Here is a 14400-nt window from a genome sequence, read left to right as displayed (position 1 = left end):
TGTCTGATGAAAAATAATCATGGCATTTTGGACTTGTTATTTTCTTTCATGTGCCTAATATCTAGATTGGTTAGAACTCATATAAGATATTTATATTAAAACAATGAGGTGGCAGAATGAATTGGTTAAGAAAATTTATGTATGGAAGATATGGTGGGGACAATTTATCAAGAGCATTGGTTGCATTATCTTTTATTTTATTGCTGGTAGTAAACTTTTTACCAAGGTTCTTATCTAGTTTAATATTTATTGCATATATTCCTATGATTTTGTGTATCTATAGGATTTTTTCTAGAAATATATATAGGAGGCAGCAGGAAAATTATAAATATTTAAGAATGAGAAATTCGATAATGTCTTGGTTTAATCGTAAATTAAACAGAACAAAAGATTTAAAAACTCATAAGTACTTTACATGTCCAAATTGCAAACAAAAACTACGAGTACCAAGAAATCAAGGGAAAATTTCCGTAACATGTCCAAAGTGTAAAAACTCATTTAAAGGAAAATCATAAAATCTATAAATAGTTAAATTGGTATGTATTTATAGAACAAAAATATTATAAAGAATAAAGTGAAAATTTAATAGAATGTAGGATAAAAGGGCCTTCCATAATATTTAATTGTTGTATTATATTATGGGAGGTTTTTGGTTTTAGAATCATAATAAGGAGGATGGAGGAAAATTAACTATTAAGTAGATGGATTGATATTTGGAAATGTGAACAATAAATTTACATAATGTATTTAAATGTCTAAAGATAAAAATAAATGGTTCGATATTTAAAATGTGGTATATATAAACTTAATCATTAACTTAGTGAAAATTATTACAGCATATTAATTTATTAAATTATTCTCAAAGAGGTACATAAAATTCTTACAAAGCAGTTATGTCATATATTTGGTGGTTTGCACTTTTATATTAAGCACCTATTGACTCAAGAATACCAGTAAGAGTAAAAGTATGCAGAGCTAATATGATAATAGATTGATATGATAATATAAATAACAAAATGACCGTTTTTTTAATTTAAGGTTTAATTTTACAATATAGGAGGACGACAATAATGGAAAAGTTGAAAAACAGGTTTTTAGCATTATTAATAGCATTTACAAGTATTACATCATTTTTTCCTGCTAGTTTTATTGGCCAAGTAGCTAATGCAGCAACTATAGGCACGGATGCTAAAACAATACAAGTAAGTGCAGATGGAACAACGCTTACGTCTAGAACAGATGGGAATGAAATAATTTATTCCACTGCAAATGTAACAAATAAATTTGCAATAACACTTAATGCTAGTGATATAGTAACGTCTGACACACTTTATGATAATGCTATGTTAAATAATACAGCTACAAGTGGTATTACAGCAAAAAAAGTTGAAATAGTATCAATAAACGGAACAAGATGGGATACTTCTGATGGATATGGTATTTTACATGATCAAATGGGAATAGATGTTACTACATATAGTAATCCAAGTAGTTCGAGTTCAAACAGAACAGGTGTAGTAATAAGTAACCTGCCATTTGGTGTTAACAAGATAGAATATAAGATAACAATAACTACAGTGGATGTAAAATATACACCAGCATATACTGATCCTACGGATCATACAAAGGATACACCTGAAAGTGCAGTTATTCAAAGTCCTGTTGATACAGTATATGACAATGATGACATTACAATCGAGCATGGAACTCAATATGTTGTTGGTAAAATAGATAAAATGATCTTTAATGCGTACGTAGGTGATTCAACAGTTTTTGACCCTAACACAGGGCAAGTTCTAGATACTAAATTAAGTCAAAACAATACAGTACCATTTTTATATTCAACTGTTACAGCACCTGATAAAAGCATGCCACTACGATATAATTTCGATGTACCTGACTCTACTTCAACTTTGAAGTATAGCATGATGTTTGGTTCTCAAATGGTATTAACAGGTGCAAAGGTATATAAAAACGGAAAACCAGCGACAGAAGGTACAGAATATCAAATTGATGGTCATACATTAAATGGTAGCTTAGAAAGATTGGGGAAATCGGATTTAATTGTTGTTAAATTGGGGAATACTCAAGATAATATTCAAAAAGTTTATTCTATAGAAATTAAGTACAATAATTTAAATTCAGATTCTGACTATAGTTTGTATGACGCAGGAATAACAAAAGCTGATTATAATGATGATACAAGTGTATTAGCTTATATAGGAAAAAAATTTGATGTTACAACTGATACTAGTGGATTTAAGATATTTAGTGGAAATATCTATATAGATCCAAGAGCAAGACTAATAAGTATAGATCCTATCCTTACTAAGAATAAACAACAAGATAACGTGGCATATATAGTGACCAACAATTATGTGGATTCTACTGGATCAACAAGAGTTGCAAAATCTCAACTTAAAAATGGAAAGCAGTATATTGATTTTATGGCTGGATCTCAAAATACTATACAAGTCGATGTATATCCAGGACAAAATGGAAATGTAACAGATTCTTCGAAATTATTAGCTAGGTACCAATTAGCAGTTAATAAGTTGTCAGGTAGTTCGTTCAGCATGGATTTAGCTTTTGATGGCGATGTTGATGATGGAACTTATTTAACTCAACCAGGTGTAAAAGAAAATATTATTAGTAAATTTACTACAGATAGACGTACTTACGACTTATATACTAAAGATCCAGATGTAGTAAATGTAGCTTTCACTGGAGCAAGAAGCAATAAAAATGAATATATAAGAGTTTGGCTTGCAGATGGTGTTAATAGCACTAATTTAGTAGAAGCAGATGCTTCTGTTAAGAATACAATGGATAGCAATAACTTGAGACAAACTAGCCTTGATATTGCATTAAATAAGTCTCAAAAAATGGTGGTTCAAGCATACTATGATGATATTGACACAGCTAAGTCAACAACCTCAGGTGGAGTAGTATATACTAGCGAACCATTAGGAGATAAATACGTATTCTATTTACCAAGTAACTATACAGAAACTCCAACACCAAGTCAGGATTCAAATGAGGCTTCATTAAATTCTTTGAAAATAACAGGTTATACTTTAGAAGATAGTAATGGAAATAAAGGATTCTCAAGCGATACGTATGATTATACAGTTACTGTAAATAAAGAAGATACAACTGAAAAAATAACTGTAGTACCTCAAGACTCTACTGTTAAGTCTATTACTGGAGCTATTGCTGGAAGTGATGAATCTTATGATTTTGTTTCAGGTGAGGCAAGTGATATTACTTTAAGCAGCACTGGTAAGACAACTCTTAAGATAGTAGTTACCGCACAAGATGGAGTTACCACTAAAACTTATACAGTAACAATCAAAAACAATACTAAAGGCAGCAATGTTAATTTAAAGAATGTAATTCTTAGCACAGGAGATTATACTTTTGACCCTAAGGCAGACGTTACTAAGGTACGTGTAGACCAAAATGTAAATAGCATTAAAATAACCCCAGTATCAGAGGACTCTAAAGCAACAGTTACTGTAAACGGAGAAGTTTATACAAGTACTCCAATTACTGTAAGTCTTAAAGGCACACAAAAGACTGATATTCAAATAGAAGTTACATCAGAAGATGGTACTGAAAATAAGACTTATACTTTAGAAGTAAATAGAGTAGATGCATCTGATTGGGATAATAATGACAATGGTGACAAATATGATAATGATCAATTCTACGATGAATATAATGATTGTTGGGTAGATTTATCAAAATATGATGAATGGGGTACAGTAAACGGCAAGCCTGTTTATTTCGATAAAAAGGGTAGACAAGTTAAAGATGCTTGGATATCAACTGGAGGAAAGTATTATTATTTAAATAATTTAGGTTACAAAGCTTCAGGCTGGAAAGTTGATGATAAAACAGGACAAGCATACTACTTAGATCCAGCTACTGGAGAAATGAAAAAGGGTTGGATAAACCTAAATAATACATGGTATTACTTAGGTCAAAATGGAATAATGCATAAGGGATGGTTATACTTAAACGGTAAGTGGTATTATTTCACTCCAAATGGACAAATGGTAGTTAATCAATCTATGTATGTAGATGATAAAGTATATAATTTCGGACAAGATGGAGCTGTTCAGTCCTAAATAATATGAAGTTATTTGAATTTAATAGGATGAATAAATTAATTTCTTAGAAATAATTAGATGGCAGGTTGCATTGATTTTGCACAAACCTAGAAATAGTGTATGGCAAAATAGTGACCTGTCATTTATTTTATTTAGTGCATCTTATTGACATCCAGAATTTTCAGGAATATAATAAATTATAGTTCAAATTTCGAACAGTGAATAATTTTATTACTTAAAAAGGGGAGTTAAGAATAGCATGTTAGAAGATAGAATAGAAATTTTGAAAACATTAAATGATAATTTTAACATTAACCAAAGAGAATTATCAAAAAGGACAAACATATCTTTAGGTAAAGTTAATGCTGTTTTAAAGGAATTCACAGTAGATGGGTTTATAGATAGGATCACTACTAATAATAGAGGAACATTATATAAGGTAACAGAAAAGGGAATGAAATATTTAGAAGAAAATATAGCTTCAGCAAAAAGTACAAGGCTAAAGCTTCATGAAGAGGACAGAAAAATTGTAAAACAAGCTGTAATACTTGCCGCTGGAAGAGCAGAAGAATTTGGTAAGCCAGTAGGTATGCTTGAAATTGAAGATTTTAAGTTAGTAGATAGAACTTTAAATATACTAAAAGAAAATGGAATAACTAAGATTGTTATTGTTACTGGTTATGAAAGTCACCATTATGAGGAATGCTTTAAGAATAGTAAAAATATTATCTTAGTAAAAAGTGATACATATAAATGGACAGGGACTATGCATTCATTATCTTTAGCTAAAGACTATATTGATGATGATTTCTTACTTATTGAAAATGACCTGATATTTGAAAAGAGGGCAATTAGAGAATTAGCTGAAAGTCCAAATCGTGACTGTATACTTTTTACAAATGAAAGTGGATCAGGAGATGAAGCTTTCGTTGAAATTAGAGATAATCATTTATTTAAAATGTCTAAGGATATCCACCAATTTAACAGAATTGATGGGGAAATGATAGGATTAACTAAAATATCTTATAAATTGTATACAATGATGCTTGAAGAATTTAAGGGGAATGTTAATCCTTACTTAAATTATGAATATGTATTATTAGATGTGGCAAGAAATTATAATATAGGATTTGTCAAAATAGACGATCTTGCTTGGGGAGATGCAGATAGTACTAAAGAATATGAAAAGATTAAAAATTATCTCTACCCAACAATAAGAAGAAGAGAATTGAGCTATGAGATTAACAATATTAAGAATATTGTTCGTGAATCATTAAAGGTAAATGATGAAGACATTACAGAAGTTGAACCAGCAGGTGGTATGACAAATAAAAATTACAAAATATGTGTAAAAGGTAATAGATACATATTAAGAGTTGCAGGTGTTGGAACGGAGCAAATGATTAATAGAAGTACAGAAATGTTTAACTCTGCAATTGCTTCTGAAAAGGGGTATAATGTAGAAGTACCATATTTTAATCTTGAAACAGGAGTTAAAATATCTAAATTTATAGAAAATGCAGAAACATTAACGCATAGAAGTATTAAAAAAGAGGAAAATTTAAAACAGGTTACAGCAATATTAAGAGATTTGCATGAGTGCACTGATTTCCGTATGGACAATGAATTTAATATGTTCAGAGAACTTGAAAAATATGAAAATATTTTAAGAAAAGATGGTGGAGACTTCTTTGAGGACTATGATGAAGTAAGACCAAAGATAATGGCACTTGAAGAAGAATTAAAAGTTTGCAATAGAGTATTTATTCCATCTCATAATGATTTAGTTTCTGAAAACTTTGTTAAAGATACCGAAGGCAGAATTTATTTAATTGACTGGGAATATAGTGGTATTAACGATGACATGTGGGATCTAGCAGCTCTTTCTTTAGAAAATGAATTTTCGGAAGATGATATTGAGTTAATGTTTAGATTATACTTTAAAGGAAAAGAAGCAGACAAGGATTCAAGGAGAAGGCTGCTAATTCACCAAATTTGTCAAGATTTCTTATGGGCAGTTTGGACATTAATAAAAGAAGCTGAAGGAGATGACTTCGGTACCTACGGAATTGATAGATACAATAGAGCAAAGGAAAACCTTATACAGTTAACAGTTAACAGTTAACGGTTTACAGTTAAGGATAAAAATCCTTTGGGATTTTTTAAAATATATTTAGAGAAATTCTGAAAGAATTTCTTCCATAACTGTTAATTGAATTGTGAACTGAACAAGGATTGTAAAATAAAAAAAGATTATTAACAGTTGATAGTAGAAAATTAATAGTGTAAGGAAAAAATTTCAGGATTTTTTAAAATATATTTAAAGAAATTCTGGAGGAATTTCATCCATAACTGTTAACTGTGCACTGTCAACTGTTAACTGAACTAACGAGGTGTAATATGAGAGCAATTTTAATGGCAGCAGGAATGGGGACGAGGTTAAGACCATTAACAAATGACACTCCAAAGTCACTAATAGAAGTTAATGGAATGTCTCTACTTGAAAGACAAATTATAAATTTGAAAGAAATCGGAATTGATGAGATTATAGTGCTGACAGGTTATTTGCATGAAAAGTTTGATGACATAGTAAAAAAATATAATCTTATCAAAGTTATTAATAATAAATACGATGTTTACAATAACATTTATACTATGTACTTAGTTAGAGAATATCTTAAAGATGCATTTGTTATAGATGCAGATAATTATATTACTAGAAATTTTTTACCTAAAATTAAGCCTGAAACATCCATATATTATTCTGCTTGTAAAGAAAACATATCAGGAGAATGGATTTTAAAATATGATGAAGAGGGAAGAATATTTGGCGTTGATATCGGAAAAGAGGAAGATAAGTCAAGTTACATAATGTCTGGTGCATCTTTTTGGACAGCTAAAGACGGTGCTTTGATTGCTCAAAAAGTTGAAGAAGCAATAAATAAAGGTGATTTTAGAGATTTATACTGGGATAGTATTGCTGTAGATAACCTTAATCAGATGGATGTATATATTGAAAAAATACAGTCAAATGATATTTTTGAAATAGATTCACTTCAGGATTTAGAATATCTAAAAAATACACTAAAATTATAGATTGATTAGTTTAAAATGGATTTTTAAAAGTTGTTAATGGAAGATTGTCTACTTTGTTTGTTTTAATAAGTTTTTTGAGCAAGCACGAGTAAGATAATCTTCCATTTTGTGTTTTTATTCTAATTTTTATAGAGTAATAACAGCTATTGTAACTCAATTTAGTGTTATAAAATTTTTAAATATTTTTACCATGGTGATAGCATGTTTGTCTCTTCCAGCTATTTATATCAATAACATTATAGTTGCTGCTGGTTTTAAGAGCAGTATTGATTTTTGGAGAGACTATCTTACTTAAGAGTGATGATTTTAAAGGTCGAGGACTGAGATATAAATCTAATATTTTATATGAAAGTTTAGAAATTTGTTTACTTATCTTTTTTCTAGTTTTATAATTTACATTTTCTAAGTTAGATTCATAAAGGGTTTTATAAAATTTAAATGTATTGTTAATTCCTAAATGTTGCAAGCTTTTTTTTAGGGTTTTGGCGGTATAAGGCAGCCCAGCACCTGCTGAAGTTGAAATTACTAATCCGATTTTATTATTCATTAATGAATTTAAACTATTTTCCATTCGATGATTAGATAAATTATTTAAGAGGATCTTCATTTCAGAGCTTATATCACACATGAATACAGTAGAAGCTAGAATTATTAAATCAGAATTACCTAATGATTTGATAATTGAATCAGTAATTGTAGTATTAGAATATATATTTAAATAATTTTTGGTATATGTATAATAATTATTGTCAAAGTAGCTTTCTGGCAAAAAGAATTCATTAGTTTTTATCTTAATGTTTTTCTTAAGGGTATTTAGTAATAATTGTACACAATCATATGTATTAGTGTTCTTTATATTTCCATAAATTACAGTAACATTCACAAATTATCACCCTTTCGTTATATAAACATTCTTAAATTCTGAAATATGATTTTCTAAAGACATACGTTCTTTGCTAGTTATATTTTCTAGTTTATAAAATAGTAAAAAAACTGGAGAGTAAAATTGGAGAGCTAAAGTGTAAGGATCTCTTTTAACGAATATATTTGCATTCATAAGCTCAGTAAAAACTTTCATTTGAAAGTCCAAAACATCATTAATAAATATCTTATTATATAAATTGGCAAGCCTTAAATTACTATACTGCTCTATTGTCAGTAATCTTCTTAATTTAATCATGTATTCATCTTCCAAATAAAATTTAAAAATTTCTGAACTCCCTTTTATGAATTCTTCCCCAGAAGCTTGATTAGCTTTATCATTTGAACTTGAAAGCTTACTTAACGAATTGCTTTCTATACGTCTAAAAAACTTAGTTACCCGTTCTGAATATCTTTCAATTATTGTATCTAAAATATCTTGTTTATTCTTAAAATGATTGTAAATAGAACTAGCCCTAATTCCAACAGCCTTAGCAATATCTCTGACAGATATAGCATCAAAGCCTTTTTTTGAAAAAAGATTTAATGATTCGTAAATTATTTTTTCTCTTGTAGTCATAAACAACTCCTTACAAAGTTATATTTGTGATTTTTATATTCTGGATAACAAATAATTTCAAACACTAAAACCTATAATAATTCAAAGTGTTTGAAAAAACATATTAATATCTAAATAAATACATTATTATATTCAAACTAACAATTGTTAGTTTAATTATAAACCATAATGAGGAAAAAGTCCATTGAATTTCAATATTTTGCATGTATTTGGTACGTAAATTGACAATAGATTGAGTAAAATGTACAATTGAAAAAGTGAAAATTTTTGTTTTCCACAATATATCTTAAATCGCATGGAATATACAATATTAATTAAAATATATATTTATGGAGGCTAAATAATGGCTAAATCTATTTCTAAAAATGCAATTTTTAAAGCTATGCTTAATTTGTTTAATATAATTTTGCCTATACTGGTTATGCCGCTGGTAACCAGATCAGTTGGAAAAGAGCTATATGGATATATGGGATATGGTGATTCATTAACTGCATATTTTTTGATATTTGCTAGTTTTGGAATTTATCAATATGGTTTGAGAGAAATAAGCAAAGTTCGTGATAATAAAGTTAAACTAAAACAAACCTTTACAAGCTTATTTCTTTTTACGAGTGTTACTAATATAGTAGCGTCTGCTGCTTATATGGCATTTGTAGGCATTTATTATAGGAATGAACCATATTTTTATACATGTATAATTATGGGGTTTAGCGTGGTGGCTAATCTTTTTTATGTTGAATGGATTAATGAAGGTTTAGAAAACTATGATTTCATTGCTATTAAAACTATGGTTATAAGGATTGTATATTCGGTACTTATTTTGCTATTTGTAAGGGATCAGGGGGATTATTTATTTTATTTATATTTAGTTGTAGGGTTTAATTTTATAAATAATGTAATTAGTTTTATATATGTAAAGAAAAAGCTCAGTTTTGATTTTTCCAATTTAGAATTTTTTAGGCATATAAAGCCTATGATTTATGTTGTAATTCTCTCTAATACAAATATTTTATATACTCAACTTGATAAAATCATGTTAAAGGATAGTGTGGGCGGGACTACAGCAGTTGGATATTATTATATGGCTCAAAGAATAATGACTATAATAAATACATTGCTTCTTACAGTAATTCAGGTAACTATGCCTAGATTATCTAATTACCTGGGTAATGAATCTAAAGGGGAATACTTAGTATTACTAAAGCGGGTAATAAAGATTTATTTCTTATTCTTATTTCCAGCTTCTATAGGGTTATTATGTCTTTCAAAAGAAGCAATATACATATTTGGAGGAACAGAGTTCCTAGGAGTGGTTCCAGTAATGATAGTATTTTCTATATATATGCTGAGTATAGGTGTTGAAGGAGTAATAGCAAATCAGATGATATATCTTCATGGAAAAGAAAAAGATGATGCAATACTAGTACTTATAGGTGGGGTACTTAACCTAATATTTAATACGACTTTATTAGTTACAGGTACTTTTAATACGGTAACAGCTATAACAACAACACTTATAGCAAATTTAATAGTAATATGGTTAGAATATAGATTGGTCAAGAAAGTAATTAAGTTAGATATTCACCTATTCGCATTTGAAAATATGAAATATTTTTACTATTCACTTACTTTTATTCCAATAACACTAGGAATAAAATATTTTATATCGAATATCATAATTGGATTGCTGCTAGAAGTATTAGCATGTGGAATTGTATACTTAGGTATACTTGTACTAACTAAAGATCAAGTATTTTTTGAATTAGGTGATAAAATATTTGTAAAATTAAAATTGAAAAAATAGGTTCGAAAAAATTGTAGATATCTCTTAAGTAGAAGTTGTTTTATTTTTGTTTGCTCTGAGTCCGTATTTACGGCAGTCAGCAATAGGTACAACTTCTATTATTAGAAATCTACAATTTTTTTTGAAATAAATACGATAGTATAATCATTCTTTTGAGTATTCTTATAAAAATGAGAGGAAGAAGTTGCTTGATTTGCAAAATAATAATTTTTAAAATATTTTTTTGTCTGAACATATTGTCATGAACATTGAACAATGATAATATAAAGGTGTTCACAAAATGAACTTAACAAAATTGAACAAAAATAGCAAAATAACTATATAATAATTATTTTTAAGAATACATTAAAGAGGATAATTATCAAAAAATTATTAATAAGTATGTTATAGAAAATAAGGAATTATTATATGTGAAAGAATAATTAATTAAATTTAAGGGGGATTATTAAATGGAGAATAGAAAAAGCGACTATAAGGTAGGTGTATTGACTGGTATAGGTTCAGCAGTAACATGGGGAATAGATACTGTTTTAGTTGGATTAGTACTTGCTATGAGTCCATTTTCATCTGAGGGTGCAATAGTTTTAGCTCCAATTATAACAGCTTGCTTTCATGATGTATTTTCAGCAGTATGGACATTTATATATCTAGCGTTGAAGGGGCAATTAGGACCATTAGTTAAGGCTATGAAAACTAGGAGTGGATTAGTTGTTGCACTAGCAGCAATTATGGGTGGTCCTGTTGGGATGACAGGTTATGTAATGGCAATTCAATATATTGGACCATCTTATACATCTATAATATCTTCATTATATCCAGCAATTGGAGCAGTCTTAGCATATTTTATACTTAAGGAAAAAATAGGGAAAAAGGGATGGGCAGGATTGCTTGTTGCGATTTTTGGGATATGTTTAATTGGGTATTCACCAAATGAGGCAGGAATTAGTGTTGTTGGATTTATATGGGCTATAGTGTGCGCAATAGGATGGGGAAGTGAATCTGTTATATGTGCAATTGGAATGAAGGACGATGAAGTATCTGCAGAATCGGCACTTCAAATAAGACAATTAACATCAGGTCTTGTCTACGCAGTTTTAATAGTTCCTATAGTAGGTGGAATTGGAATAAGTTTTGAAGCTTTAAAAACAAATTCAGTTTGGTGGCTTATAGCAGTTGCTTTAGCAGGAACAGCATCATATTTATTCTATTATCAATCAATTGATAAAATTGGAGCAACAAAAGCTATGGGATTAAACGCAACAAATACTATTTTTGCAATAATATTCGATGTATTAATAAATGGAACTCAATTAAGTTTAAAAACAATTGTATGCAGTTTAATGGTTATGGGCGGAGTTTACTTTGTAGCTAAAGCATCTGCTGAAGTAGCAGTAGAAGAGGAAGAAATTTCTAGTCTTGTAGAAGCTGAATAATATAGAAATTAGTATAATTATATAAGGGTGTTAAATAGGTTAGATAAAAATAGCTTATTTAGCACTTTTTTTGTATAGGTATATACAATCTTCTAGGAAAAATATGATGAGAATCTTTCATTAGATAGAATTTTTTAATAAGGACAAATAATATAGAAATTTTTTGTATTTGTTGAAATTTGATTGCATGCTGATATACTAGTTATATAATTAAATATAAAATAATTATAACAATTAATTAAACTAATGAATAATTTGTCAATTGATGAGGTGAAAAAGTGAACATAAGAAAAAAATTCATTATTTTTTCTATTCTATGGGGGATAATCCCTATGATTATTTTGACAAGTATATATATTTCAAATTATAATACTAAGAATTTAGAAATGGTTAAGCAAAATTTGGTAACACTTGTAAACGATCAATCAATACATTTAGAATCTTTCTTCGATCAAAATATCAGTGAACTTAATATTGATTCTGGTATTCCTGCAATAAAGGATTTGTTAAATGATTCAAATCATGGAAGAGTTAGTGAAGATTCAAAGGAAAGTACTAAAGTATTGGGAGAAATTTTTAATAGCAGAAAAAACCAACAATTTTTTTTGAATACAGAATTGCTTATTAATAAAAGTGGAGCTATAATTGCATCTTGTGATAAAGAGTATATTAATAAAAAGGCTGCTCTTTCCGATGAAGAGACACGAAAGCTTGTATGTGGAGAAGTGGTTGTAACTAATATTATTCAGAGAGGCGATGTTAATAAAGGGATAAAAAGTGTAATAGTTGCAAGTCCGATATTTTTTGATAATGAGTATCAAGGGGCAATGGTTAGTGTAATAAATATGAATTATTTTGAAAAACTTGTAAATGAAGTTCATTCGTTTAGAACAAGGGAAATAATGGTTTTAGATAATAATGGTGTAGTTGCAGCTAGCAGTAGTGAATATGTAAAAGATAGTATTAGTAAAATTAATGTGCCAAATAACCTATATGAAGAATGGAAGAATGTTGATTTAAATAAAAATCCAAGTGGAACAATTGAATATAAAATAAATGGAGTAGAAAAAATAGGATATTACTCAAGAATTAGTAATTCTGGATGGGTAGTATTTAGTGGTGTCGAATGGAATGAATTAAAAACACCTATTAATAAAAGTATTAAGGATATAGTTATATTTTTAGTTCTTATTGTACTGCTAATAGTAAGCTCCTATGTTTTCACTATCAATTATTTTTCAAAGCCAATATATAAATTATTGCAAGTGATAAGAAAAATAAAGCAAGGTGATTATAAGGATAGATTTATATATAATGAAAATAATGAATTTGGAGAAATTGCTGAGGCATTTAATGATTTAATTGATAATATAGAAAAAAATAATAAATATCAGGAAGAGCTAAGGATAAGTGAAGAACGTTATGGTATAATTATATCCCAAACAGAGGATATAATTTTTGAATGGAATATAAATAAAGATACAATATACTTTTCAGAAAATTGGAAGAAGAAATTTGGTTATGAACCTATTACAAGCAGTATTAGTGAAAATATATCTAAGTCAAATAGTATTCATAAGGATGATGTTAAGCAATTAGGGAAAGTATTAAATGATATCATTAAAGGCAAAACTTATGCAGAAGCTGAGATTAGGATTAGAAAAGAAAAAATTGAATATATCTGGTGCAAAATAAGAATAACTGCAATGTTTGATGAGAACGGAAATATTTTTAAAGCTATTGGGATAATAATTGATATTGATAAAGAAAAAAAGGAAACTGAAGAATTACTATATAAAGCGCAAAGAGATAGTTTAACGAGTTTATATAATAAAGGAACTTCCCAAAGTATGATTGAAGAGTTTATTAAAGATAATAATAGTAGTGGAGCATTATTTGTGATAGATCTGGATAATTTTAAAGCTGTTAATGATAATTTAGGGCATTTGGCAGGAGATATTGTGTTGAATAATATTTCGCATATGATTTCCAAAAACTTTTATGATGATTCTATTGTAGGCAGAATAGGCGGAGATGAATTTATAGTATTTTTAAAGAATGTAGAATCAGAAGAACAAATTCGTGATAGAGCAGAAGAGTTATTAAATGTTTTTAGGAGAAATACGGCTAAAGAGATTTCGGATTATAATATTTCAGCAAGTATAGGAATTGCTAAGTATCCGGAGCATGGGGAAACTTATAAAGAATTATTTATTAGTGCAGATAAAGCAGTATATTTAGCAAAGAACAGAGGGAAGGATAATTATTGGATTTTTAAAAATTTATAATATAGTGGATATAGATTAAGTCAGTTAGTATCACAAATTTAGATAAATTTGAGCTTTATTTAGGGAAAGGATGCATATTTTAAGAGCTATTAATAGTCAGATAAGAGTACGATGGTATTTTTATCTGACTATTTTTAATTATAGAATTATTTTAAATGCAGAT

9 protein-coding genes are annotated in these 14400 nt (G+C 28.4%); 7 read left to right on the top strand and 2 right to left on the bottom strand.

Annotation, left to right across the window (positions count from 1 at the left end; translation table 11 throughout):
* Positions 1–116 precede the first annotated feature (116 nt).
* The 4 genes from COL3_RS04465 (at position 117) to COL3_RS04450 (ending at position 7211) form a co-directional block, all read left to right on the top strand.
* The gene (locus COL3_RS04465; protein WP_008429089.1) at positions 117–515 is read left to right on the top strand and encodes a hypothetical protein; all 399 of its coding nucleotides are present in this window, start codon (positions 117–119) and stop codon (positions 513–515) included.
* 555 nt (positions 516–1070) lie between these two features.
* Positions 1071–4133, top strand: a complete 3063-nt coding sequence (locus tag COL3_RS04460; RefSeq protein ID WP_008429087.1) for a cadherin-like beta sandwich domain-containing protein — start codon at positions 1071–1073, stop codon at positions 4131–4133.
* 241 nt (positions 4134–4374) lie between these two features.
* On the top strand, positions 4375–6240 hold the full coding sequence (locus tag COL3_RS04455) for an NTP transferase domain-containing protein (RefSeq protein WP_008429085.1): 1866 nt from the start codon (positions 4375–4377) through the stop codon (positions 6238–6240).
* Positions 6241–6515: 275 nt separating this feature from the next.
* Complete coding sequence (locus COL3_RS04450; protein ID WP_008429083.1) at positions 6516–7211, top strand: CTP--phosphocholine cytidylyltransferase; 696 nt, start codon at positions 6516–6518, stop codon at positions 7209–7211.
* Positions 7212–7386: 175 nt separating this feature from the next.
* Here the strand turns inward: COL3_RS04450 and COL3_RS04445 are convergent, their stop codons facing one another.
* Positions 7387–8094, bottom strand: coding sequence for an NAD(P)H-dependent oxidoreductase (locus tag COL3_RS04445; protein ID WP_008429081.1), 708 nt, complete (start codon positions 8092–8094; stop codon positions 7387–7389).
* A 6-nt stretch (positions 8095–8100) separates the two neighbouring features.
* Positions 8101–8712: a TetR/AcrR family transcriptional regulator gene (locus COL3_RS04440; protein WP_008429079.1), complete on the bottom strand. Its 612-nt coding sequence runs from the start codon at positions 8710–8712 to the stop codon at positions 8101–8103.
* Positions 8713–9055: 343 nt separating this feature from the next.
* Between COL3_RS04440 and COL3_RS04435 the strand changes: the two genes are divergently transcribed.
* The 3 genes from COL3_RS04435 to COL3_RS04425 all read left to right on the top strand — a co-directional run bounded on the left by COL3_RS04435 (position 9056) and on the right by COL3_RS04425 (position 14237).
* Positions 9056–10516 carry an oligosaccharide flippase family protein gene (locus COL3_RS04435; RefSeq protein WP_008429077.1) on the top strand — a complete coding sequence of 487 codons (1461 nt, stop codon included), beginning with the start codon at positions 9056–9058 and terminating at the stop codon, positions 10514–10516.
* 449 nt (positions 10517–10965) lie between these two features.
* Positions 10966–11949 (top strand): DMT family transporter, encoded by a 984-nt coding sequence (locus COL3_RS04430; RefSeq protein WP_008429075.1) that lies wholly within the window; start codon positions 10966–10968, stop codon positions 11947–11949.
* Positions 11950–12281: 332 nt separating this feature from the next.
* Positions 12282–14237: a diguanylate cyclase gene (locus tag COL3_RS04425; protein WP_008429072.1), complete on the top strand. Its 1956-nt coding sequence runs from the start codon at positions 12282–12284 to the stop codon at positions 14235–14237.
* Positions 14238–14400: the final 163 nt, after the last annotated feature.

Source organism: Clostridium sp. LS, assembly GCF_002760435.1.
In the GTDB taxonomy this organism is placed as follows: domain Bacteria; phylum Bacillota; class Clostridia; order Clostridiales; family Clostridiaceae; genus Clostridium.
Note: the sequence above shows the minus strand (reverse complement) of the source record. Positions and strands in the feature narration are given on the sequence as shown.

Excerpts from the sequence above, each read along its gene's own strand:
- COL3_RS04465 (WP_008429089.1), top strand. The coding sequence starts at position 117 with ATGAATTGGTTAAGAAAATTTATGTATGGAAGATATGGTGGGGACAAT.
- COL3_RS04460 (WP_008429087.1), top strand. The coding sequence starts at position 1,071 with ATGGAAAAGTTGAAAAACAGGTTTTTAGCATTATTAATAGCATTTACA.
- COL3_RS04455 (WP_008429085.1), top strand. The coding sequence starts at position 4,375 with ATGTTAGAAGATAGAATAGAAATTTTGAAAACATTAAATGATAATTTT.
- COL3_RS04450 (WP_008429083.1), top strand. The coding sequence starts at position 6,516 with ATGAGAGCAATTTTAATGGCAGCAGGAATGGGGACGAGGTTAAGACCA.
- COL3_RS04440 (WP_008429079.1), bottom strand. The coding sequence starts at position 8,712 with ATGACTACAAGAGAAAAAATAATTTACGAATCATTAAATCTTTTTTCA.
- COL3_RS04435 (WP_008429077.1), top strand. The coding sequence starts at position 9,056 with ATGGCTAAATCTATTTCTAAAAATGCAATTTTTAAAGCTATGCTTAAT.
- COL3_RS04430 (WP_008429075.1), top strand. The coding sequence starts at position 10,966 with ATGGAGAATAGAAAAAGCGACTATAAGGTAGGTGTATTGACTGGTATA.
- COL3_RS04425 (WP_008429072.1), top strand. The coding sequence starts at position 12,282 with ATGATTATTTTGACAAGTATATATATTTCAAATTATAATACTAAGAAT.